Consider the following 22,377-nt stretch of genomic DNA (forward strand, 5'->3'; position numbering starts at 1 on the left):
GAGGTCGTTCGATGAATTCCTACGAGAGGGTTATGAAAATCCTGCTCGGCATGAAGGAGGAGGTCGACAGAATCCCCTGCGTCAACTTTGCCAGCGTGGCCACGGTAGATTTCATGAAGGCCACAGGCTCTTTTTGGCCCGCCGCTCACAAGGATCCGGTGAAGATGGCCAAGCTATCCTCAGCCGCTCACAGGCTTTGCGGCTTGGACAATATCACAGTACCATTCTCCACGGTTGTCGAGGCGGAGGTCTTGGGCGCCGTGATCGATTATCGCGAGGACAGGGTAAGATGGCCCTCCATCAAGGAATTTCGGGTGAAAGAAATCTCTGATCTAAAATTCCCTGAGGACGTTGCCAAGGCTGGGACCGTCCCGGTGATAACCGAGGCGATCAAGCTGCTCAAAGAAGAGTTTGGTGGCAGGGTTCCAGTCAACGCTTTTCTGGTGCCGCCCTTTACCAGCCTGAGCAGCTACTTGGTAGACACCATTTCCTTTTTGAAATGCTTGATAAAGGAGCCGGAAAAAGTTCATGACCTCTGCACCGCCGTCTTGGACGTTTATATTGAGATAGCAGAACTCTATCAGGAAGCTGGTGCCGATGTTATCACCCTTCACGAGATGGGGGCCTCCAACGATAACATCTCTCCGGACCATTTTGATGAGTTTGTCAAGCCCTATCTGAAAAAGATCATCGGCCGCTTGTCCGTGCCCACCGTTTTGAACATCTGTGGGTCGGCAGTGAGAATAGTGGATAAGATGGCAGAGTCCGGTCCCAGCGCCATCGCGGTGGACGAGCGAACTTCCCTTCGTGAGGCCAGAAAAGCGATCGACAGGGTTAGGACAGGGGCACCGCTGATCGGCAATATATCCGCTTACTGGGTGATTCATTTGGGCCCGGTTGAAAAGATAAGGGAGGCCGTGGGGAAGGCCATTGGCGAAGGTGTTGATATGGTGTCTCCAGGGTGCGATTTCTGGTTGGAAACACCGACCGAGCACATCAGGGCCCTTGTGGAGACCACTAAGGAGCTGGGAAGCCCTCCACCTTGGTTGGGAGGAAAATCTCGCGCCATAATGGATAAAGAGAATGCCGGATAAGTCGCCATTGGAGCTGGTAAATTGGCCCGGGAAATACTGTCGAACGCCGTGATTTTGACGGGAAGAGAGTTAGAAATAACACGGGGCTACATGGTGATTGAGGACGATGTGATCAAGGAAATTTCCGAGGGCTCTCCCCAGAGGCGAGCGGTGAATCTAAACGGTGGTTTTATCATACCTCCTTTCATCAACGCCCATACTCATGTGGTGGATTCGGTAGCCAAGGAGCTTTATCTTGGCAAAAATCAGACCCAAGTAGTTGGTCCGCAGGGTTTAAAGTTCCGGGTGCTGGAGCGAAGCGCACCAGTCCAGAAGGCACAAGCCACGAAGGCCACGCTGCAGGATATGCTGGCCACCGGAACCCTTGCTCACTGTGATTTCAGAGAGGAGGGTGTCGATGGCGTGAATTTTCTGAGAGGAATTATTTTGCCCCCGTTAACTTCAATTATTCTGGGTCGATTCTCCAAAGTTGAGGAGATGCTGAAGGTGCTTTCAATATCAGATGGTTTGGGTATTCCTAGTTTGGACGCATTTTCTGAGGAGGTTTTGGAGGAAGCATCTGTAGCTGCGCGTGAGGCCAAGAAATTTTTCGCAGTTCATGTTGCCGAGAATGCTCATGAGGTGCTGGCGTTCAAAAAAAAGCATCACCGAAGCGAGGTGGAACAGGCCATCAAACTCAGGTTTACTTTTGTCGTTCATGCCACCCACTGCAGCGAGGAGGAACTTTTGAGGCTAAAGGCAAATAAGACCCCTGTGGTTTTTTGTGCCCGTTCCAATAGCCTGTTGGGAGTTGGTGTGCCACCGATTAATCTGGCTTTGAAGACAGGTACTGAATTCTTCCTCGGCACCGACAATGCAATGGTCTGCCAGCCCGACATGTTTGAGGAGATTTCCTTCGCATGGAGATGCCTCCGCCGAGACAACACCGCAGCGGGCTCTGAGGAGGCCAAGTCGTTGCTTGCTGCAGCCACGGTTAAACCCCTCAGCCTGTTCAACTTACCCTGGGGTCCGGTTGAGGAGGGCCAGAAAGCCACCTTTTTGATTTTAGCTAGGAAGAGCAATCTCCTCCATCTTTCCGATGTTTACGCAGGTTTAGTCAACCGGGCTCGTGCCGACAACATAAGGGCTATCTATTTTAACGGCAAAATAATTATAAGTTGATAACCCTAAACAAATACTATAAAATATCAGCGAATGATGTTGAATCTGGAAGCGATAACATGAAAGTAAAGGACGTAATGACTAAAGAGGTCAAGTGGGTAGAAGTTCCGGGGTCACGTTCTGATGCCTTGGACCTGCTCAGAAAGCTAGGCGTCAGCGCCGTCCCAGCGGTGAAGCGCGGGACCGATGAGCTCGTGGGGATGGTCACGTTGCGCAAGCTCTTTGAGCACCCGGACGAGGACCAGCTGGCAATGCTGGTCGACCGAGAGGTACCAACGGTTACTCCTGATGAGAACATTGAGGAGGCTGCCATGAAGTTCCTAAAGTCAGGGGTTAGGAGGATGCCTGTTTTAAAGGATGGAAAACTCGTCGGCGTCATCACGGTCAGGGATATCGTTTACCGCGCGATAGCCGAGTTAGGCATAGAGCGCCCGGCTTCGGATCTCATGCGGAAGCACGTCTTCGTTGTCTGGGAAGGCACACCAATCAGGGCAGCCATTGAGATAATGGACTTGGCGGGCTTCAGAGGCTTGCCGGTGATAAACGAGAATGGTGCCATGGTGGGAATAATAGATGATTATGATATCATTAAAGTCAGCGATGTTGAGGTTGGATCAAAGGTCAGCCAGATGGCGGGAAGAAGCGAGGGAGACAGCTGGACTTGGGACAGCGAAGACCGTGTGTATATCACCAAGAGCATGTTAAAGGTCCCGGACAAACTGGTAAAGGATGTCATGACCAAGGAGCTAGTCACCATCACTAGGAAGACCCCGATTAGCAGAGTGGCTCAACTGATGAAACAGAACAAAGTCGAGCAGACGCCGGTCGTTTCATCTGAGGGCAAACTGGTAGGTATAGTACGAGATATTGATCTACTCCGCGCGCTGACGGAGTGATGGATTTTCAAATTTTTGGTGCTTGAAGTGAAAGACAAGTCAGAGGAAATGATGGAGCTGGTCCGCAGACGGGGCTTCATCTGGCCATCTTTCGAGATCTACGGTGGGGTCGGTGGCTTTTACGATTTTGGCCCGCTGGGGTCGGTGTTGAAAAATAAGATAATTCAAAAATGGCGTGAGTTCTATCTCATTGGGGAGAACTTCTTCGAGATAGATTCACCCAGCGTCATGCCGGAAGAGGTGTTGAAGGCCAGTGGCCATGTTGACCATTTCGTCGATGCGATGGTGGAGTGCAAAAAGTGTGGAAATTCTTTCAAGGCAGTCGACGTTGCCCGCGAGGCCACAGGCAAAGATATCGAGGGCATGAAGGAGACAGAGATGGACGAGTTCTTTACCAAAAATAGGATTAAATGCCCAGATTGCGGCGGTGAACTGGGGAAAGTTTTTCTCTTCAATTCTATGTTTCGCACGACCATTGGTCCAGGCAGCCAGAGAGTAGGCTATCTGCGACCAGAAACTGCCCAGGGTATATTCATTGATTTTAAGCGGCTCCAACGCCATGCCCGTGGGAGACTGCCCTTTGGGGTGATCCAGATTGGCAAAGGTTACCGCAATGAGATATCACCTCGTCAGGGCATAATCAGACTACGTGAATTCACCATGGCCGAGGCAGAGGTGTTCTTCGACCCCGACAATCCGCATCACCCAAATTTTTCCTGCTTTGCCGATGAAAAAATTCGGCTGTGGCGGGCTGAGGATCAGATAAAGGGGGAGGAAAGAGTAGTGGAGGTCACCGCGAGGGAGGCGGTAGAAAAAAACTACATTCACAACGAACTCATCGCCTACTATGCGGTTTTGACCAAAAAATTCCTCGAGGAGCTAGGCATACCTTATGAGCACATAAGATTCCGGGAACAGAAACCGTGGCAGAGGGCACATTATTCCAGCGAAACCTGGGACGCCGAGGTCTACACGGAGCGTTTTGGCTGGGTGGAGGTCGCCGGAATTGCCAACCGCACAGATTATGACCTCTCGCGCCACGCAAAGTTCAGCGGCGAGGATTTAACGATGACGGTTGGTGAGGGCAGTAGGAAGATAATCTGTCATGTGGTCGAGCCCTCCTATGGGATCGACCGGCCGCTCTATTGCGTCCTCGAGCATGCCTATGTTGAAGAAGGTGATCGGAAATATCTTCGGCTGAAAAAGTGGTTGGCCCCAGTTGAGGTCGGCGTGTTTCCACTGCTCAAGCGAGATAGACTGCCGGAGAAGGCCTTGGAGGTGCAGTGCCTATTGAGGTCCAGAGGGTTACTGGCGGAGTACGATGATTCAGGATCGATTGGCAGGCGCTATGCGCGAGCAGATGAAATCGGCACACCTTACTGCGTGACGGTCGATCATCAAACAATGGAGGATGGTACAGTCACTGTTAGGGATAGGGACTCAACCAAGCAGATCAGGGTCAGCATCGAAAAACTGCCTGATGTTTTATCATCGCTTCTTCGCGATCAAATCAATTTTGAAAAGGCCGGTACTCCGGTTAAAAAATAAGCATATAAGTTATCGGTAGCACGATGAAAAGTGAGAGCAGAGTGGTGTAGAAAATAATTGCGCTGTACATCTTCAGGTCCAGCTTGTAGTTCCAAGCCAGCATCATGTTGAAAAATCCTGGCGGCATTATCGATTGAACCAGCGATGGTCGTGGCGTGATGTCGGTCTGCAGGCTCAGGCCCAATGCTAAGATTAGCCCATAGGTCACCAGCGGACCAATGATGAACCTCATCAACGAGACCATCGTTATGTCCTTCACGTATTTTCTTGGGCTAGCGATAGGCATCTGGTACCCCACGAGCAGGAGCATGAGTCCGAAGAAAGGTTTGGTTAAATAGGCGTCAAAAAATTCTCTGGCGACAGTCGGAAGCGGCGCGCTGAAAGCGACGAAGAGCAAGGCGACGATTAATGCAAAAGCAGCAGGAAAAGTGATGATGTTTTCGATCACGGACCCAACAGTGATTTTCTTTCTCACCGCTGTTGCCGCCAGCATTACTCCCAAAACAAGATGGGGGACGGAGATGCCGATCGCATAAAGAGCCGCCGGCCCAAGCCCGTTTAACCCCCTGACGTCAAAAAACGCATAGATGACTGGAAGGCCCAAGAAAGTGACGTTTTGAAATGCCGAATTTAATGAGATAGCAACCATCGTTTTTCTATCATCTCCGCAAATCCTCGACACAGCTACTGAGGCCACAAAACAGACGCCCATGGTAAAAAATGCCATCACGAAGGCGTTGCCCATTATGGCCAATTCAATGAGGCTATAGCGAGATATCGAGACAAAAACTACCGTTGGCAATATTACCCATATAACTAGGGTGTTGAGAATACCAAACGCTTTGTCAGCAACAGGTTTCAGGAATTTTAAGGGCTTGATTTGATGGGTAATTGCTCTGGCGAGAATTCCGGCCACCACGATTGAAAAGACATAGAGGGCGGTGCTGAAGAACGTCTCGAGCGTTGTTTCAACCCTATAGGTTATCGTTGTTGATCCTTTTCAACCTTCTTCAGTGACTCCTCAAATATTTCAAAGCCAACATCCGCCTGTTCCTCTGTGAGTATAAGTGGAGGCGCAAGCCTGAGCGATGAGGCACCTGCGCCCAGCAACACTAGTCCGTTCTTAAAGGCTTCCTCTATCAGCGCATTTCTGAAGTCCTTTGCGGGTTTCTTTGTGTGTCTGTCTTCTACGAACTCTATCCCAATCATCATACCCCTCCCGCGAACGTCACCAATGATTTCGTGGGATTCAGCTAGTTCCTTGAATCTCTTAAGCAGATATCCACCAACCTTCGCCGCGTTCTGATCGAGCTTTTCCTCCTTCAGTATGTCCAATACTGCCAAAGCGGCCTCACAAATGACTGGGTTCCCACCTAACGTATTTTCATGCGCGTTAGGATCCCAGTCCATGAGTTCGGCGCGAGCGATTGCGGCACCACATGGGAGCCCCGCCGCCATCGCTTTAGACACAACCATAACATCCGGTTCTACTCCCACATGATCTGATGCCCACCACTTCCCGGTTCTACAGAAACCTGTCTGAACCTCATCCACAACGAAAATTATGTTGTTTCTCTTGCAGAGCTTAGCAAGCGTAGGCAAGTAGTCGTCAGGCGGGACGATGTATCCTCCGGCCCCCTGTATCGGCTCGATGAGCATGCAGGCGACATCGTCTGGCGGAACTACCTTCTTCAGAATAGTTTCCTCTATGAATTCTATACAGGCAAGTCCGCATCCCGGATATTCCTGCTTGAACGGGCAGCGGTAGCAATATGCGTAAGGCACATGGTAAACCCCCTGCATCATCCCTTTGAAGTGCCGGCGAGCGGAGACACTTGTTGTAGTCAGAGCTAGTGATCCCATTGTCCTCCCGTGAAATCCGCCAATGAAGGCAATCACATAATAGTTGCGGGTTTGCCACTGAGCTATTTTCAGCGCACACTCAACCGCCTCCGTGCCGGAGTTGCCAAGAAAAACTCGCTTTTTGAACTTGCCCGGGGACAATTCGCACAATCGCTCCATCAGCTCGACCTGTGGGAGCGTATAAAAGTCGCAACTGTTTACAAAAATCAGCTTCTCTGCTTGGCGCTTAATGGCTTCGACGACTTTGGGATGTTTATGTCCAACGTTGGTCACAGCAATTCCGGAGCTGAAATCTAGAAAAATATTTCCATCAATATCCTTTACCCATACCCCCTCTTCTTCCACCCCCACCAACGGGGCGGTCCTTGTCAGAGAAGGCGAACTCACAGCATGATCTCGCTCAATAAACGCTTTAGCCTTTGGCCCAGGCGGGTTCACAATAATTTTTGGTCTTTTCAAATTTTTCAATTATTGTTCCTCCTTCACTCCCGCATGTTCCCTGATAAATTTTTTCTGTTGTATAAAAGCGTTTGTCTCCTCAATCAATATAGAAAAAAATATATTATAAAGTATAGATATACTTAAATAGATATGTTCTATTGTATTCTATGGAGGGCTGACATGTCTCCTGTAAAAAAAGAGGATGTTTATGGTCTATTTTTACAAGAAAAGCCAAAAGAAATAATTGTTTACCTAAAGAAGGAAAATAAACCTCTTTATACTTCAATAATATCTAAAAAAGTAGATTCTACATATGCACACACGTTTAACATCATTTCTGAGCTGGAAAAGCTAAAATTAGTTTCTTTTAAGGAATCGGGGAGAATAAAGCTAGTTAAATTGACAGAACTGGGCGAGGAAGTGGCCAAGACCATCATCAACCTCTTGGATCTTTTGAAGTTGGCAGAATTGGAAAAAGAGCTTTTTAAAATATATGACAAGGAAATAAAAGGAAAATTGAGGGAACAAATGAATAAAGAGTCGATAAATAGGCAATTAAATAAGTTAAAGGATGAAATAAACACATCTTTCAAGGAAAGTCCCGAAAATATTTCTATCTTGGCTAAGAAGCTATTGAAAAAAATTGACGGCATATTGGCGGAAGTTTTCGGGTATATTCCTGGATAAAACAGATCTTCTAGGGTGTAAAAATGACTCTTGTAGAGTAACAATCCGAAAAGAGTGGGTTTCTGAAAATAAAATTTTTGCTTGCTGGATCCCCATGAAGTCGGTTATTTACCCTGTATAAGGTAATTCAAAAATAGGAAAAATCGGTGCTCATGAAAGAAAAATACCCTTAAAGAGTGTTAAAATTACCCACCATAAGGCTTAAATATTGAAATTACTCATTAATAAAGTGAAAATTACTTAGGATGAGTGATAGTTTGGAAGAAAGGGGAGGGGCAGAAAAACTGTTGGCGCTGGCCTATGGAAATCATCCCAAGAGTTCATCCCTGAAGCCGGAAGCGTTGAAGGTGATGAGATCGCTAAGGGAGGGCGCGAAGAACATCGATGAGCTAGCGGCAGTGTTGGGGTTGGATCTAAAAACGGCCGGGGGGCGCAAGCATTTTTATGTGCTGATGAAACCATTGCGGGAGACTGGGATGGTCGCCACGAGAAAGTCAGGGGGCAAGACAGTTTACTATCTGAGCTATGATGGGTTCAACCAGTTTCTCCGCGACATAAGAAAGGAGGCCGAGTATTGGCTGGTCCCTGAGGCGCATCAAGGTTAAAATAGGGGGAGTGTTAGTAAAAGGCGGTGGAAATTTGACCCGCAAGACAGGCAAGATGGCCGTGAAGGCCAGACAACTGGCCCGTTCCGCGAAGCTGGCCAGGTACAAGCGTGAGCTGTCACAGGCTGGGGTAAGCCTGAGCCTGCCCAAGCCTTCGAAAAAGGCCTTGAAAGAGAAGGAAGAGGAACTCAAGAAGCTTTACATGGAGCTCGTCCCGCAGAAAGCGGAGGAGAAAACCGAGGAAGAACAGCCCGTTGAGGAGCAAACTGAGCAGGCTTACGAAGAACAAACCGAAGAGGAGCAGCCAGGGTCTGAGGAAGACACCGGTTTTGAGGATCAAGACCAGTATGACACCTGAGCGCAGACGATTGAGGCTAGCCGGAGTCTGCGGAATTGCGGCACCGGTAGTGGCTCTTTTGTTCATCTTCTCAGCGATATCGCTTTCGCCTTGGTTTAGCTGGACGGCGAATGCCCTCAGCGATTTGGGCGTTGGAGAAGCCGCTCTAGTCTTCAACTCTGGATTGGTGCTGGGAGGATTTCTGGCGACGGTTTTTGCCGCGATAATGCTCTCGATCTATCAAGATAGAATCCGGCGCGTGGGTGGTTTGGTTTTTTTACTGGGCACCATCTCCCTTATCGGAATCGGGATATTTTCCGAGGCGGCAGGGCGAATCCACTTTTACTTTTCAGTGGCCTTTTTTGTGCTGGTACCTATCTCCTTCTGGATTTTGGGTATCGGCATATTGCGCTCGGGTCATAAGAATTGGGGGGTGCTGACGGTCGTACTTGGAGTAGTTGGTGCCCTGCCCTGGGTTTACCACTGGACCGCCGTGGCGATTCCTGAGCTGTTATCGGCCCTATGTTTTACTGCTTGGAGCCTCGTCCAAGGTGCGAGGTTTTACTTAGGCCGGCCATAACCGTCGATTTAAAAAATCGTCTGTGAAGGAAAAACAGATCTCAAGCATTTCTGCGTGAAAAACCAGTGTTCAAAGAGTTTTTTCTCCATCTCCCGGTAATTACTGAACTCACTGCTAACTAGCGACCAGAACCCTTTACCGTGACCCCTTTCCCGCAGGTGAGCTACTTCATGGCAGGCCAAGTACCAGACCAGTTCCTTGGGCAGAAGAACGAGTCGGAGGTTAAAGTTCAAATTACCCCGGAAGGAGCAGCTGCCCCACTTGCTCCGGTGTCTTTTAATGCAGACCCTCCTGAAGTTAACCCCAAATCGGGCGCTGTAGTAAGCCACCGCTTTATGTAGTTCCTCGGCGAGCATTTTCTTGAGCATGGCCGCCAGTCTTTTTTTCTGAATAGCGTCGTCTAGGTCTAGTTCAATTATCCTCTTTATCGGATCAAAGACCAATGATTTGCCCCGTTGGATTTCGAAGAATTCTCCGAAGATGGGCAGAGTGTTGGGCCCCACCGTCTGTTTGCTCAACCTCTCAAGGGCGGACTTTATTTGTAAGTGTTTTTTTGAGATCCAACCAATTTTTTCCCTGAGCAGGGGGGTTTCATCGCCCCAGCCTAGCGGAAGGACGATCAGCAGCTCTCCAGCCCTGAATTCCAGCCGCGGGTTTCTAATTCTCCGGTGTTCGACTGAGTAGGGTAGAAGATCTCCATTGACCCGAATGAATTTCTCGTTTTTTACCATGCCTTCACCAGCGAGCTTTATTTGAATTATTCCCGGATAAAATAAAACGAACGAACGCCTATAATGACTGGGGCGGATGCGATGGTAAGGATAATCTCCTTTGACTTAGACGGGACCTTGGTGGACTGGACGTTCGCCGACGCCTTCTGGTTTGATTGCATGGCTAGGTTGTACTCGGAGCGCTGGGGCCTGAGCGTCCCAGAGGCGCTTCGTGAAATCAGGAGAAGATATGATGAGGTAGGCATGGACAATCTGGCTTGGTACAACATCGGTTACTGGTGGAAGGAGTTCGGCTTTGAAGGCAGCTGGAGAGAATTAATCGAGGAGTGTCGTCCTAAGGTCAGGCCGTACCCAGATGCTCGGGAGGCGCTGGAGCGACTTCACCAGAAGTTCAGGCTCATCGTCATCACGAATGGCATCAGGGAGCTGGCCGAGGTCGAGGTTAAGGAATCGGGTTTTGAGAAATATTTCGACCGGGTTTTTTCTGCAACCACAGACTTTGGTTTGGTGAAAAAGACCGGGGAGTTCTACCTGAAGGTCTTGGCGGAGATGGACGCCCCTGCCGACGAGGTGGTTCACATCGGCGATAACTACGTTTTTGATTACTTGGCGCCGCGGGAGGCAGGAATAAAGGCCTTCTTTCTCGACCGCGAGGGAAAGCACTCCGGAGATTTTGTCGTCCGAGATCTTCTGGAGTTCACAAGTAGACTGCTGTAGGGCGGTTCACAAGCCTTTATTAAACAGTTGCTGAGTTTTGGAGATAAGATAGACGCCACGTGGAGAAATTTAAAATACTAGATAGCCTACTTTAGCTAACCCACTGTTTTATTGGGAACATTGGGTATCGGTTCGCCACCTTGAGTTAGATTGATGATCTTGGCCCCAAGCTCGGAGGAGAGCCAGCCAAGCAGCTCCCTGCATATTTCCAGCTTGAGTAGCTTGCGCGCTCTATTTTTCCTGCCGGAGTACTTCCCTATCTTTGTGCCGAGGTTCATGCCAGCGAGGTAGATCTCTTTCGCTCCCAGTTCCGCGGCCATGAAGGCGGCCCGATCACCGTCCGTGAATCCACCGAAGTTGAAGAGTTTTCCAATTGGTTTTGTCTGGGTGGTGCCAATTATGCGCTCTAACAGCCTGGGGACGTATTTGCGGAGCCGGGCAATGTTATCTCCGTGACCGTGGACAACTAACCAGCTGCCATTTTTCCAAGCTCTAAGTTGGTCACCGATGGCGCCATCAAGGTCGGTGACGATGATTTCAGGATTTCGATATCGAATAACCGCCGATGTGGCTCCATCTGCCGGGATCAGGACTTTGTCCAGATAGCCCGCCCGTTTAAGCCTTTTCAAATCCTCTTCAAGCGATGGACCAGCCCCCAAGACGAGGCACTCATGACCCCTGATAATTTCTGCTAGCCTCTTGAGGTTTGGCTCCGGCAAAAGGCAATTCAGCAACTTGGCGGCTTCTAGATCCGCCTGCTCATCCAGCTTGAGTTTTTCCACGATCTCATGATACCAAGGTCTCCATTTCTCCCATTGCATCAGGTCTCACCCCACGATCTCCAGCTCTATCTTCTCTCCCTGGTGGTTGTAAGCCTTCCAGGATTTTTCGTCGTAAGGAGAGGCGACTATTATGTGGACACGGCCGAACTTCGCGAACAAGAGAAGGTCGTCCTCAGATGGCGTGGCTGCTGGTGAGGGGTGACTGTGAACGGTGCCGCAGGCGCTGGGGTCAATTGGCAGCATGTGGAGACGGAGGACCGCGGATTCCTCCGAGGAAAGCGTCCCGGGCAGCACCAGCACCTCCTTTATCACACCTCCTTTTGCCCTCAGAACTCCGGCAAACTCCCTAGGGTAGCTGGAGCGCGAAACCGCCAGGATGAATTTCAGCGTTTCCCGGTCAATCTTGTCGACCTTCATTTCAGACACCTTTAAAGCCCGCCGTAAATCGTTTCGTATTGGGCCAGCACCTCTTGCCATGTCTCCTCGATCCTTGAGTAGATGTTGTTTTCGTATTCCTGCCTCCTGAAATAACCTGCAGTGGGATCGGCGAAAAGCCAGCCCTCGCCAAAGATATAAACCTCGGCCCAGGCGTGCCCCACGAGGTATTTTCCCTCGGAGGTCACACCAGCGATATCCGAGAATGGCGGTTCAACCTGGTCAAAGATCAGGAAACCGGTGACGCGTCTAGCTGGCAAGCCGGCAGTTCTCATGAGGGCTAAGTAAAGATTGGCTTTATCCAAGCACTTCCCGGTTCTCATCTCCAAAACCTCTTCCGAAGTGAACCAGCCTAAGACTAGAGGGTAGGGATACGATATGTTTTTGTAGACCCATCCGCAGGCATTTTCAGCGAATTGTTCGGCTGCCCCGGATTGTCTTAGCTCTGAGATAATTTGATTCACCCTGTCTGTCCCTGTGATGACGTACTTTTCTCCGAGTGTGAAATAAGCCAGATAGGCCGGAACTTCAACGCCGCCCTTCAACAGAAATCCCGTGGGTGTGGGTAAAAATTTCAATTGGCCGGGCAAGATTCCTTGTTCTCGGTGGGAGGAAATGGCCCGGAGAAAGGTGAGCAAGGCGTCTCTGGGTCTCACGCTGCCGATCGGACTGTCAATGCTCTCGGGCGATTTCCCGGTCGAGTTGATGCGGTCGCGGACATCTCGGGCCAGAGCCACCAGTTCCTCTGTGGTTAGTGTTTTCAGGAAGGCGTCCCAGTCTCCTTTTTCAGCTTCTGGTGGCGTCACGGGGATGGGGTTTTTGCCACTGAGCAACGGCCCAGTGCCGTTTTCGTAAATTTTGATGATTTGCAGCGCCGAATAGTAAAGCAGTTGATGGGTTGAGAGGTTAAGCTCGATTCCATCCAGAAAAACGTCATATGAGTTTCTTTCCCTTCCAAACTTCATCTCAGCAGCTATCCCAGTCGCGATATCCTCAAAGCTCACAGGCGGTGGAACATCCGTGTACTCAATGCTGACGAACCTAGTATTTTCTAAAAGTTCCTCAGCCGAGATCGAAAGGGGGTGGGAAGTAACTGTGAGAAGATCTTCCATCACCACGGCCTGTGCCTCCTCAACATCAGTGATGTGAAAGATGAAGGTTTCCTTAGTACCGCCGCCGAAGTCAATGATATATCTGAAAGTCGCGTCTCTAGGACTGACAATTTTGGCCCCATAGGGCAGGAGGTAGGTCATTGTGGAAACGATGTTGAGCTGGCAGACCTCAGAGGGGTCATTGGAGAAGAGGGAAAGGCTGCCCTGCAGGTCCTTGATCTGGTTCAAAGTGTTGCGGGCATAGGTCTCTGCATCAACGGGCTCGATGGTGATCTTCCATAGCCCGTTTTCCCAGTGGGCCAGTTGCGTTACCGTCCATTCTGCCGTTATCCTAAGATCATTGCCCACTCCTAAGTTAACGAGGTCGCAGCGGGTGACCTCGATCTCTTGGCCAAAGACGGCGTAGGAGCCCTTCAGCTCCGCGATGTACATTTGTCGGGCATTTTCTATACCAATTCCATGAACTAGAGTACCGCCAATTGTCCCGCCCGTAAAGGACAAAACGTTTAGATCGGTGAATTCCGATGCTGGCATCACCATGTTCCATTCCGCTTCTGCACCGCCGCCTTCCGCTATTCTGAAAATCGTGTTCTCATAGTAGTAGAATACCTTTGACTTTTCTTCCGGCTGGGGCAACGGAGATCTCGTCAGAATCTGGATGCTTACGGCCGATACCAAAATGACGGCAAAACTCACGATTAGGATAAGTAGCCCTGCCGTCACCTTTCTCGTTTTACCTACCTCCAATGTCGGCTCGTGCCCTTCTCACCGCTTCGACCATGTTTTTCAGCTTGGCCACGGCCTCTTCCTTGGAGCGGGTCTTCAGGCCGCAGTCTGGGTCTATCCAGAGCTGCTCGGGTTGGAGAACTTCTAGGGCTCTTTTGATCCTTCTCTCGATGGTTTCCACACTTTCCACCTCGTGGGAATGGACGTCCAAAACCCCGAAGGAGAGGTCTTTGGTGAACGGATGCACCCGGAATAGCTCAACGAGGTCAAGTTCCGAATTCGACATCTCTAGGTCGAAGTTGTCCACCGGCAGCTTGAGCATCTCCGGGTAGATGAATTCAAAAGCGCCGTAACAGATGTGGCAGATGAAATAGGCGTCGATGCCACGGGTAACAGTCTGAATGGCTTCGATGGCGAACTCGGAGAGTTCCTCGGGCCTGGCCGATATTGCCGGTTCATCAATTTGGATTATCTTGGCTCCAGCATTGGAGAGGGCCTTGACTTCCTGGTGCAGTGCCTTGGCCAGCGCCAAACAGGCATCCCGCCTTGAGGGATAGTATTCATTGAAGGACCAGTCCATCATGGTGTAGGGCCCGGTTATCATGCCTTTGAGCGGCTTCTTCGTCAGGCCTTGGGCGAATTTCCACCAGTCCACCGTGATCGGGCCTTTCCACCTGATTTCACCCGCGATGACGGGCTTTCGGTAGTAGCGGTTACCGTAGCTGCGGACCAGCCCACTGGTCTTGAACCCCTCCAAGTGTTCGGCAAAATAGGCGGCCATGTCCCCGCGGTACATCTCCCCGTCGACGAGGACATCGATGCCCAGCTCCTCTTGAGTCGCTATCCACTCTTCCGTTGCCTTTTTCTCCAGCGCCCTGAGTTCAGCTGCTCCTATCTTCTTCGCCGAGAACTTCTGCCTAGCCTCAAGAATGTAAGGGGGCTTGGGCAGGCTCCCCACTGAAGTCGTGGGCAGTAGCGGCAGATTGATTCCGAGTCTCTCCAGTTTTTCCCGCATCAAATCATCCTCCTCATCCCCTCAGCGACTGCGGCCACAACCTTAAGTTTTTGGAACGCGATTTCCCGCGGCAGATAGTCACCGAGGCCGCAGGAGGGATTTATGTAGACAGTGTCGCCTTTCAGGGACGGGAGCATCTGTTGTAGTTTCTCTAGCAGTTCTTCAGGTCTTTCCAGTTTAGTGTTTCTGCCGTCGATGAATCCCAATCCGATATCCTTGTCACAGCCCTGCTCTTCTATCACCTGAGGGAGCCTAGGACTGTAGGTAAAGTCTAGGCCGATTACGTCAATGGGAAGTTCAAGCATTTTTTCATAAAGTGGGGCCACGTCGCCGAAGTAGGTGTAGAGAGCCAAGTAGGAACTCCCCTTCTCTCCTGCGATGATTTCCACGGCTTCGCTGAAAAGTTCGAACTCTTCCGGATGCTTTAGGATGGCCGGTTCGTCGACTTGGATTATTTCGGCACCCTCCTCTTTCAAATCCTTCACCTCAGCCGCGATGATTTCGGCGAAGTTCCTAACGATTTTTTGAAGGCCCAGCCCACTCCTGTCAATCGAAAGCTTGGCTAACGTGTAGGGACCGGTCAATACCGGCTTCACCGGCTTTTTGGATACCTTCTTGGCAAAGGAGAACTCTCTCCTCAGCACCGCCCCACGCCGCGACAGCTTGCCCTCAATCACCGGCTGCCTGAAGTAAAAATTGGTGTCGAAGAACCGGAGTAACCCGTTGATCCTACAGCCATTGATCGCCCTAGCTAGGTGGGAGATTGGGTCGTACCAGCGTACCTGACCATCGGTGACGAGATCCAGCCCGGCCTTAATCTGTTCCTCAATAACTTCTTGAGTAATCTCATCTTGGATTTTTTCAAATTCCTCCGTCGTGATCTCGCAACGCTCCAGCCGGGCGTAGGCTTGGCGGTGGCGCTGTTGTTCGGGACGATCGCCTATGCGGGGATAGCTCCCGGCACTGGTGGCCACAATCTTCATTTGAATCATATTCGATATTTTCTTGAGAGTTAAATAGATACTCGATGAAGATAGAAGAGGGGGTAAACATGGAGATAGGGAAGAAATTCTATCCACATCCGAACCTGAAAAAGGTCTACTTTAGTTATCTGGCGCTTGCGGCCGCGGTGCCTCTGGCAGTTTGTCTGTTTGTTCTCTACGCAGCAGCGACCTATGCCCCAGAGCTCTGGCGCGGGAGCTGGCCCTATCTGATGTTGCCACTGGCGGCAGTGGTGATCATCATCGCCTTTGTTATCTATTGGATTCAAAAGTACTACGCCTCCATCTCGTACACGCTGACTTCCGATGAAGTGCTGGTCGAGCGGGGGGTCTGGTGGAAGATGAAGCACACGGTCCCCTATGCGAGGGTGATGTCGATAGACGTCATTCAAGGCCCGTTGTCCAGAAAATTTGGAATCGGCTCGGTGCAGATATACACCGCCGGATATACGGGTCCGGTAGGTGGAACCTCAGGACCCGGCTCCAGAGGCGCTGAGGCGTCAATCTGGGGTGTGACCAACTTTTTGGAGATAAGGGAGACCATATTGAGACATGTTAGAAGCAGGCCGTTATTCGGCGTGTCGGGCAAAGCACCCGCTGACGTTGGGACGGAGATATTGAAGGAACTGAGAAGCATAAGAAGAGCTCTGGCAAGGTGAACTGGGTGAGTGGATGGGCGAAGGGAAAGGTTACGGAAAAGTGATACTCTTCAATGAACACTTTGTCGTCTACGGCGTCCCTTCCATAGTGTCCGCCATCGAGAAGGCAACAGTTGCTAGGGTCGAACGAGGGGAGGGCTCAGGTTGGGTTCTGGATGACCGCAGGCCAGCCACGCCCGGTTACAAAGAGGAAAAGCAGGAGCAGCAACGCGATTCCATTGAGCGGGTTCTGAGGGCTGCCGGGGTGGATCTATCCAAGATCTCACTCAAAATAACCTTAGCGGGTGACCTGGTAGCTGCCAGCGGAATTGGAGCGAGCGCGGCCTCTTGTGTGGCTCTAGCTAGGGCTCTTTCCCAGGAGTTTAACCTGTCTTTCTCGGATGAACAAATCAACCAGATTGCCTACGAGGGTGAGAAGGCCTATCATGGGAATCCTTCCGGAGTGGACAACACTGCCGCGACCTATGGTGGGTTGCTCTGGTTCATCCGTGGAAAGCCGATAGAAAGGATCTCGATAAAGCGCCCGGTTGAGATAGTGATGGGCAACACTGGTCTAGTCGCCAACACCGAGGCGGCTGTGGCTGGAGTCAGGGAACGCCGCCAGAAGAACTCGGTTAAATATGAGAAGATTTTCAAGGAGGCGGAGGAACTGGCCTATATAGCGAGGAAGGCGCTTGTGGACTATGACCTTAGAACGGTCGGAATGCTTATGGACAGAAATCACCAGCTTCTGCAGGCGATTGAGGTTTCCTGCAAAGAGCTGGATTTCTTGGTCGAGCTAGCCCGGGAAAATGGCGCCTACGGGGCGAAGATGACGGGCGGCGGACTGGGTGGCAACATGGTGGCGCTCACCCCAGGCAAGGACCTTCAGGAAAGGGTGGCCCGGGCTATAATAAAGGAGGGCTTTGAGGCCCTGATGATGCGGATAGGGTGATGTCTTGGATCTGCGCAGTTTTTTAAAAGTGCTTGATGAAAGGGGTCTGCTCACGAGGATCAGGCGCCCCGTCGACACAAGGTATGAGATTTCGACCCTGATGAGGCTCAGAAATGATCGGCCACTGCTGTTTGAAAACGTCAAGGGATTTTCCATGCCCGTGGTAGCTAACCTTTGCTCCACGCGCGAGCTGGTGGCCTTAGGCCTAGGCATAAAACCCAATGAGATCATCTCAAAGCTGGCTTGGGCGATTGATCACCCGAAGGAACCCAAGCTGGTTAAAGCTGAGGGTTATCGTGAAGTTTCTGCCGACCTCACCCAATTTCCGATATTGCTGCATTATCCGTTCGACGGAGGACCTTACCTTTCCTCAGCCGTGGTAATCGCGCGGGACCCGGAACTCGGTTTAAATGCTTCTTTCCACAGGATGATGGTGGTCGGAAAGGACAGAGTGGTGGTCAGGATATTGCCGCGCGATTTCGATGCCTTTCTCAAACGCGGGAATAAGGAGTTCGCCATCTGCGTCGGCTGTTCGGTTCCGGTGCTGGTTGCAGCGGCGGTCTCGGTGGAACTGGGAAAGAGCGAGCTGAGCATCGCCAATGCGCTGGGCGAAACCAACCTGATTGAACTGGGGGGACACAAGGTACCAGAAGCAGAAATAGTGATGATTGCCGAGATGACGGGGGAGGAGCAGGAAGAAGGCCCGTTTGTTGACCTCACGGAGATCCCCGACATGGTGAGGAGGCAGCCGGTGGCCAAAATCAAGAGGGTGTTTGTCAGGGAGGGGGCCGTTTATCAGGCGCTGCTTCCGGGAGGTCTGGAGCACAAGACGCTGATGGGCATGCCACGGGAGCCGACGATCTTTCGCGAGGTTAACAGTGTCTGCGAGTGTAAGGATGTTTATATTACCCCTGGTGGCTGCTCATGGCTCCACGCCGTGGTCAGCATAAAGAAGAAGAACCCGGATGACGGCAGAAAGGCGATTGAGGCGGCGTTCAGGGGGCATAAATCCTTGAAGCACGTCTGGGTGGTTGACGATGACATCGACGTTCACAACCCGCATGAGGTCGAATGGGCAATGGCCACGAGATTTCAGGGTGATCGGGACATCATAATGAAAAAGGAACCGGGATCTTCTCTTGACCCCTCATCGGACATGAAGACGAGGATGACTACTAAGATGGGCTTTGATTTAACGGTGCCTTGGGGAGAAGGTCAGAAAGGTTTCTTCAAGCCAGAGCCCCCGTTGAAACTGGACTTTGATAGCTATCTGTAAATTATAAAACGATGTTAAGTGTTGGCACTACCGGGGGAACCAAGTTCGAGTATCAACAGCGGATGTTATTGATCTGCACACGTGTGCACAGTCTAAATAGTCGAGTTGCAAAAGTACAAAAGATAAAATTTAAAAAATCTGGTAAATTAAAAAGGTTATAGTCGCGGGAATTTAACGGCTTGAAATGATACCGTTTGAGATCAGTTTTTCTGAGGTGGGTGTAATGGCTGCGGAGATGAAGATGGAGCCGGAAACACAGAAATTGCAGGAGAAACTGGCGGAACTGCAGAAAGAGATGGAGGAGAAGACCAAGCTAGCTGAGGAGAGGTTGAACCAGCTGAAGTACCTGCAGGCCGATTTTGAGAACTACCGGAAGAGCTTGGATCGGGAAAAAGAGCAGATCATTGAGCTGGCAAACGAGTGTTTAATCAAGGATTTGCTGGTCGTGCTGGATGATTTCGAGAGGGCCCTGCAGTCGATGAAGGAAGGAAAGGACAAGGAGGGGCTTTCCATGCTTTATAAAAACTTTTTCAAGATTCTGGAACAGCACGGGCTGAAACCGATTGAAGCGCTGGGGAAGAAGTTTGATCCCTACTATCATGAGGCGGTCTTGCGGGAAAAGTCGGATCGGGAGGAGGGGACCATCCTCGAGGAGTTTCAGAGGGGGTATATGCTTAAATCTAAAGTTATCAGACACTCAAAAGTGAAAGTCGCTGAAAAATCAACTGAGGGGTGATTTCATGGCCAAGGAGAAGATTATCGGGATAGATCTCGGCACCTCGAACAGCCAGGCCGCGGTCGTGATTGGAGGCAAGCCCACCATCATACCTTCTGCTGAGGGGGCCACCGTGGCCGGGAAGATGTTTCCCTCAGTGGTGGCGTTCACCAAGGACGGGCAGCTGCTGGTGGGAGAGCCGGCGAGAAGACAGGCTGTTTCCAACCCTGAAGGGACCGTTATCGGCGTGAAGAGAAAAATGGGGACGGACTACAGGTACAAAATTTATGGAAAGGAATACACTCCACAGCAGATCTCGGCTTTCATCCTGCAGAAGATAAAGAGGGACGCCGAGGCATTTCTCGGAGAGGAGGTCAAGAAGGCAGTAATCACCGTACCGGCTTACTTCAATGATAACCAGAGAACGGCGACCAAAGATGCCGGAACCATCGCCGGTCTGGAGGTGGTGAGGCTGGTCAACGAGCCCACCGCGGCGGCGATGGCCTACGGTCTGGACAAGGAAGGCGAGCACAAGATCCTAGTCTTTGACTTCGGCGGTGGCACCCTTGATGTCACCATCATGGAGTTTGGTGAGGGGACTTTCACCGTTCTGTCGACCTCGGGAGATACCCAGCTCGGCGGCACCGACATGGACAACGCCATCATCGATTGGATCGTGGAGAGGTTCCGGGAGCAGGAGGGCATCGATCTGAGGAAGGACAAGATGGCGATGCAGCGGATCAGGGAGGCCGCGGAAAAGGCCAAAATTGAGCTCTCCACCGTCCTTGAAACTGAAATAAACTTACCCTACATAACCGCGGACAAGGACGGGCCAAAGCACCTCTCCATGAAGTTGACCCGAGCCAAACTGGAGCAGCTGGTTGAACCCATCATCAACCGATGCATCGGTCCGATTGAGCAGGCGCTTGCCGATGCTAAGTTGACTAAGGATGATATTGACAAGGTGATACTGGTCGGGGGCCCCACGAGGATGCCCTGCGTCCAGAGGTTTGTGGAGGAGAAGATCGGCAAGAAGGTAGTGAGGGGGATTGACCCCATGGAGTGCGTTGCCATGGGCGCCGCCATTCAGGGGGCAATCTTGGCCGGGGACATCAAGGACATTGTTCTGCTCGATGTCACGCCGCTCACCCTAGGGATTGAGACGCTAGGAGGTGTGATGACCCCAATCATCCCAAGGAACACCACGATACCGGTGAGGAAGAGCCAGATCTTCACCACTGTTTCAGATTTCCAGACGGCGGTAACTATCCACGTGTTGCAGGGAGAAAGGACGATGGCCGCCGACAACACCAGTTTGGGTAAGTTCAACCTCGTGGGCATTCCTCCCGCCCCCAGAGGGATACCTCAAATCGAGGTCACCTTTGACATCGACGCTTCAGGGATTTTGCACGTCTCGGCGAAGGACCTCGGCACCGGAAAGGAACAGAAGATCACGATAACGGCATCGACGAAGCTTTCGGACAAAGAGATCGAGCGGATGATCAAGGAGGCCAAAGAGCACGAGGAGGAGGACCGGAGAAAGAAGGAGGAGGTTGAGTTAAGGAACAATGCCGACTCTCTTATCTATACCACGGAGAAGACCCTTTCCGAACTCGGGGAGAAGCTGAGCCAGGAGCAGAAAGAAAAGGTTGAGTCAGCGGTGAAGTCGCTCAAGACGGCGCTGGAGGGCAAGGACGTGGGCAAGATCAGGGAGGAGATGGAGAAATTACAGAAGGTACTGCAGGAGGCGGGAGCCGCCATCTACCAAGAAGCGGCGCGAAGGTATGCTGAGGAGCAAGCCAAGCAAAAGGCAGGATCAGAAAAGGCGGAGGACAGGGAAAACGCAAAGAAAAAGGACAAAGTGATCGACGCCGACTTCAAGGTGAAAGAATAATTTCCCTTTAGATTAATATGACCAAGAAGGACTACTACGAGATCCTAGGGGTGAGCAGGGATGCCAGCCCCGAGGAGATAAAGAGGGCCTTTCGGCAGCTGGCTAGAAAGTACCATCCTGATGTCAATCCTGGGAACAAGGAGGCCGAGGAAAAGTTCAAGGAAATAAACGAGGCCTTCCAAGTCCTAAGCGACCCGCAGAAGCGGGCCCAGTATGACCAGTTTGGCCACGCCGCCTTCAGACCTGAGGACTTGGCTGGCTTCAGGTGGCCGAGCTTCGATGACCTATTCAGGGATCTGGGCTTTGGTGACATCTTTGACGTTTTTTCCGGCTTTGAGGAGAGGGAACGGGCCAGAGAAGGGCGGGACCTGAGCCTAGAAGTGGAAATTTCACTGGAAGAAGCCTTCCGCGGGCTGACCACGACCATTGAGGTTCCTCATTTTTCCGAATGTTCGGCTTGCAATGGGACGGGGGCAAAACCAGGATATCTGAAGAAGTGTAACAATTGCGGCGGCACCGGTGAAATCAGGAGGATCCAGAGAAGTGCTTTTGCTCAGGTCGTCAACATAACCACCTGCCCCAGATGTCGGGGAACGGGAAAAGTGATCGAACGGCCCTGTGAGGCCTGCCGGGGAAGCGGTAAGGTCAAGAAGGTCAAAAAGATCGAGGTCAAGATTCCGAGGGGCGTCAGCGATGGACAGTATCTGAGGATCCCAGGTGAGGGTGAACCGGGTGAGCGGGGTGGTCCTCCGGGTGATCTCTACGTGGTGGTTAGGGTAAAAGAACACGAGATCTTTGAAAGACATGAAGATGACCTCTTCTGCCTGACCACGATAGACCTTGGCACCGCTATTTTTGGTGGGGAAGTTGAGGTGCCGACGATAAACGGAAAAGCTATCCTGAGGATTCCTCCCGGAACACAGAGCCACACTGTGTTCAGGCTGAGGGGTCTGGGAATGCCCAACGTCCGCACGGGAAGAAGAGGCGATCAGCTGGTAAAGGTGGTCGTAGAGATACCGGAAAGGGTACCGAAGGAGAAGGAGCCCTTGTTCAGGGAAATTTTCGAGAAAAAAGCGAAGACTAAGAGGGGGTTCTTCGAGAGATTGAGGGAGCGCGTCGGCTAGCGTTCCGTCTTCTGCCCCTGCAGGAAAAGAGATTAAATTAAGCG

23 protein-coding genes are annotated in these 22,377 nt (G+C 51.3%); 15 read left to right on the forward strand and 8 right to left on the reverse strand.

All coding sequences use genetic code 11. The features are described from left to right. The first annotated feature begins 11 nt into the window (after window positions 1-11). From QXT02_RS00185 to glyS, 4 genes are read left to right on the forward strand one after another with little or no spacing between them, the layout of a single operon-like run. Entirely contained in the window at window positions 12-1,094 is a 1,083-nt protein-coding gene (locus tag QXT02_RS00185; RefSeq protein WP_342811292.1) for an MtaA/CmuA family methyltransferase, read from the forward strand. A gap of 21 nt (window positions 1,095-1,115) precedes the next feature. Beyond that, window positions 1,116-2,255, forward strand: a complete 1,140-nt coding sequence (locus QXT02_RS00190) for an amidohydrolase family protein (RefSeq protein WP_342811293.1) — start codon at window positions 1,116-1,118, stop codon at window positions 2,253-2,255. Between the two features lie 59 nt (window positions 2,256-2,314). Then, window positions 2,315-3,151, forward strand: a complete 837-nt coding sequence (locus QXT02_RS00195) for a CBS domain-containing protein (RefSeq protein ID WP_342811294.1) — start codon at window positions 2,315-2,317, stop codon at window positions 3,149-3,151. A gap of 48 nt (window positions 3,152-3,199) precedes the next feature. Further along, window positions 3,200-4,699, forward strand: a complete 1,500-nt coding sequence (gene glyS, locus QXT02_RS00200) for a glycine--tRNA ligase (RefSeq protein WP_404980397.1) — start codon at window positions 3,200-3,202, stop codon at window positions 4,697-4,699. On the opposite strand, the gene QXT02_RS00205 is transcribed toward glyS, so the two are convergent. Further along, the gene (locus QXT02_RS00205; RefSeq protein WP_342811296.1) at window positions 4,689-5,618 is read right to left on the reverse strand and encodes an AEC family transporter; all 930 of its coding nucleotides are present in this window, start codon (window positions 5,616-5,618) and stop codon (window positions 4,689-4,691) included. The genes glyS and QXT02_RS00205 overlap by 11 nt on opposite strands. 62 nt (window positions 5,619-5,680) lie before the next feature. Further along, on the reverse strand, window positions 5,681-7,030 hold the full coding sequence (locus tag QXT02_RS00210; protein ID WP_342811297.1) for an acetyl ornithine aminotransferase family protein: 1,350 nt from the start codon (window positions 7,028-7,030) through the stop codon (window positions 5,681-5,683). A gap of 153 nt (window positions 7,031-7,183) precedes the next feature. Here QXT02_RS00210 and QXT02_RS00215 point away from each other — a divergent pair, with 153 nt between their 5' ends. From QXT02_RS00215 to QXT02_RS00230, 4 genes are all read left to right on the forward strand, one after another. Then, window positions 7,184-7,690, forward strand: a complete 507-nt coding sequence (locus QXT02_RS00215; protein WP_342811298.1) for a hypothetical protein — start codon at window positions 7,184-7,186, stop codon at window positions 7,688-7,690. 257 nt (window positions 7,691-7,947) lie between these two features. Further along, on the forward strand, window positions 7,948-8,295 hold the full coding sequence (locus tag QXT02_RS00220) for a winged helix-turn-helix domain-containing protein (RefSeq protein ID WP_342811299.1): 348 nt from the start codon (window positions 7,948-7,950) through the stop codon (window positions 8,293-8,295). A gap of 34 nt (window positions 8,296-8,329) precedes the next feature. Further along, window positions 8,330-8,653, forward strand: coding sequence for a hypothetical protein (locus QXT02_RS00225; protein ID WP_342811300.1), 324 nt, complete (start codon window positions 8,330-8,332; stop codon window positions 8,651-8,653). Beyond that, the gene (locus QXT02_RS00230) at window positions 8,643-9,212 is read left to right on the forward strand and encodes a DUF998 domain-containing protein (RefSeq protein ID WP_342811301.1); all 570 of its coding nucleotides are present in this window, start codon (window positions 8,643-8,645) and stop codon (window positions 9,210-9,212) included. The genes QXT02_RS00225 and QXT02_RS00230 overlap by 11 nt, the downstream gene beginning before the upstream one ends. A gap of 8 nt (window positions 9,213-9,220) precedes the next feature. Here the strand turns inward: QXT02_RS00230 and QXT02_RS00235 are convergent, their stop codons facing one another. Further along, complete coding sequence (locus QXT02_RS00235) at window positions 9,221-9,943, reverse strand: SprT family zinc-dependent metalloprotease (RefSeq protein WP_342811302.1); 723 nt, start codon at window positions 9,941-9,943, stop codon at window positions 9,221-9,223. Window positions 9,944-10,024: 81 nt separating this feature from the next. Between QXT02_RS00235 and QXT02_RS00240 the strand changes: the two genes are divergently transcribed. After that, a complete protein-coding gene (locus QXT02_RS00240; RefSeq protein ID WP_342811303.1) occupies window positions 10,025-10,660 on the forward strand; it encodes an HAD family hydrolase in 636 nt (211 codons plus the stop codon). A 95-nt stretch (window positions 10,661-10,755) separates the two neighbouring features. Here QXT02_RS00240 and QXT02_RS00245 read toward each other — a convergent pair whose 3' ends face one another. Genes QXT02_RS00245 through QXT02_RS00265 form a run of 5 tightly spaced genes read right to left on the reverse strand, consistent with a single transcriptional unit; the run spans window position 10,756 to window position 15,713 of the window. Then, a complete protein-coding gene (locus QXT02_RS00245; protein WP_342811304.1) occupies window positions 10,756-11,481 on the reverse strand; it encodes a 6-hydroxymethylpterin diphosphokinase MptE-like protein in 726 nt (241 codons plus the stop codon). 6 nt (window positions 11,482-11,487) lie between these two features. Continuing rightward, a complete protein-coding gene (locus tag QXT02_RS00250) occupies window positions 11,488-11,859 on the reverse strand; it encodes a Mov34/MPN/PAD-1 family protein (RefSeq protein ID WP_342811305.1) in 372 nt (123 codons plus the stop codon). An 11-nt stretch (window positions 11,860-11,870) separates the two neighbouring features. Then, window positions 11,871-13,736 carry a transglutaminase family protein gene (locus QXT02_RS00255; protein WP_342811306.1) on the reverse strand — a complete coding sequence of 622 codons (1,866 nt, stop codon included), beginning with the start codon at window positions 13,734-13,736 and terminating at the stop codon, window positions 11,871-11,873. Next, the gene (locus QXT02_RS00260; protein ID WP_342811307.1) at window positions 13,723-14,730 is read right to left on the reverse strand and encodes a methionine synthase; all 1,008 of its coding nucleotides are present in this window, start codon (window positions 14,728-14,730) and stop codon (window positions 13,723-13,725) included. Before QXT02_RS00260 ends, QXT02_RS00255 begins: the two co-directional genes overlap by 14 nt. Further along, window positions 14,730-15,713 carry a methylcobamide--CoM methyltransferase gene (locus tag QXT02_RS00265; RefSeq protein WP_342811308.1) on the reverse strand — a complete coding sequence of 328 codons (984 nt, stop codon included), beginning with the start codon at window positions 15,711-15,713 and terminating at the stop codon, window positions 14,730-14,732. Before QXT02_RS00265 ends, QXT02_RS00260 begins: the two co-directional genes overlap by 1 nt. Window positions 15,714-15,781: 68 nt before the next feature. Here QXT02_RS00265 and QXT02_RS00270 point away from each other — a divergent pair, with 68 nt between their 5' ends. From QXT02_RS00270 to dnaJ, 6 genes are all read left to right on the forward strand, one after another. Beyond that, entirely contained in the window at window positions 15,782-16,390 is a 609-nt protein-coding gene (locus QXT02_RS00270; protein ID WP_342811309.1) for a PH domain-containing protein, read from the forward strand. A 13-nt stretch (window positions 16,391-16,403) separates the two neighbouring features. Next, entirely contained in the window at window positions 16,404-17,324 is a 921-nt protein-coding gene (mvk, locus tag QXT02_RS00275) for a mevalonate kinase (protein WP_342811310.1), read from the forward strand. Between the two features lie 4 nt (window positions 17,325-17,328). Beyond that, on the forward strand, window positions 17,329-18,600 hold the full coding sequence (locus QXT02_RS00280) for a UbiD family decarboxylase (protein ID WP_342811311.1): 1,272 nt from the start codon (window positions 17,329-17,331) through the stop codon (window positions 18,598-18,600). Between the two features lie 223 nt (window positions 18,601-18,823). After that, window positions 18,824-19,336, forward strand: coding sequence for a nucleotide exchange factor GrpE (locus tag QXT02_RS00285; protein ID WP_342811312.1), 513 nt, complete (start codon window positions 18,824-18,826; stop codon window positions 19,334-19,336). Between the two features lie 4 nt (window positions 19,337-19,340). Continuing rightward, window positions 19,341-21,209: a molecular chaperone DnaK gene (gene dnaK / locus QXT02_RS00290; RefSeq protein WP_342811313.1), complete on the forward strand. Its 1,869-nt coding sequence runs from the start codon at window positions 19,341-19,343 to the stop codon at window positions 21,207-21,209. A gap of 17 nt (window positions 21,210-21,226) precedes the next feature. After that, a complete protein-coding gene (gene dnaJ, locus QXT02_RS00295) occupies window positions 21,227-22,333 on the forward strand; it encodes a molecular chaperone DnaJ (protein WP_342811314.1) in 1,107 nt (368 codons plus the stop codon). The last annotated feature ends 44 nt before the right edge of the window (window positions 22,334-22,377 follow it).

It is taken from the genome of Hadarchaeum sp. (SeqCode) (genome assembly GCF_038871235.1).
Classification (GTDB): domain Archaea; phylum Hadarchaeota; class Hadarchaeia; order Hadarchaeales; family Hadarchaeaceae; genus Hadarchaeum.

Coding starts and splice junctions, on each gene's coding strand:
- QXT02_RS00265 (WP_342811308.1), bottom strand. CDS start 15,713: ATGAAGATTGTGGCCACCAGTGCCGGGAGCTATCCCCGCATAGGCGAT.
- glyS (WP_404980397.1), top strand. CDS start 3,200: ATGATGGAGCTGGTCCGCAGACGGGGCTTCATCTGGCCATCTTTCGAG.
- QXT02_RS00250 (WP_342811305.1), bottom strand. CDS start 11,859: ATGAAGGTCGACAAGATTGACCGGGAAACGCTGAAATTCATCCTGGCG.
- QXT02_RS00215 (WP_342811298.1), top strand. CDS start 7,184: ATGTCTCCTGTAAAAAAAGAGGATGTTTATGGTCTATTTTTACAAGAA.
- QXT02_RS00235 (WP_342811302.1), bottom strand. CDS start 9,943: ATGGTAAAAAACGAGAAATTCATTCGGGTCAATGGAGATCTTCTACCC.
- QXT02_RS00195 (WP_342811294.1), top strand. CDS start 2,315: ATGAAAGTAAAGGACGTAATGACTAAAGAGGTCAAGTGGGTAGAAGTT.
- QXT02_RS00260 (WP_342811307.1), bottom strand. CDS start 14,730: ATGCGGGAAAAACTGGAGAGACTCGGAATCAATCTGCCGCTACTGCCC.
- mvk (WP_342811310.1), top strand. CDS start 16,404: ATGGGCGAAGGGAAAGGTTACGGAAAAGTGATACTCTTCAATGAACAC.
- QXT02_RS00230 (WP_342811301.1), top strand. CDS start 8,643: ATGACACCTGAGCGCAGACGATTGAGGCTAGCCGGAGTCTGCGGAATT.
- QXT02_RS00270 (WP_342811309.1), top strand. CDS start 15,782: ATGGAGATAGGGAAGAAATTCTATCCACATCCGAACCTGAAAAAGGTC.
- QXT02_RS00240 (WP_342811303.1), top strand. CDS start 10,025: ATGGTAAGGATAATCTCCTTTGACTTAGACGGGACCTTGGTGGACTGG.
- dnaK (WP_342811313.1), top strand. CDS start 19,341: ATGGCCAAGGAGAAGATTATCGGGATAGATCTCGGCACCTCGAACAGC.
- QXT02_RS00245 (WP_342811304.1), bottom strand. CDS start 11,481: ATGCAATGGGAGAAATGGAGACCTTGGTATCATGAGATCGTGGAAAAA.
- dnaJ (WP_342811314.1), top strand. CDS start 21,227: ATGACCAAGAAGGACTACTACGAGATCCTAGGGGTGAGCAGGGATGCC.
- QXT02_RS00185 (WP_342811292.1), top strand. CDS start 12: ATGAATTCCTACGAGAGGGTTATGAAAATCCTGCTCGGCATGAAGGAG.
- QXT02_RS00285 (WP_342811312.1), top strand. CDS start 18,824: ATGGCTGCGGAGATGAAGATGGAGCCGGAAACACAGAAATTGCAGGAG.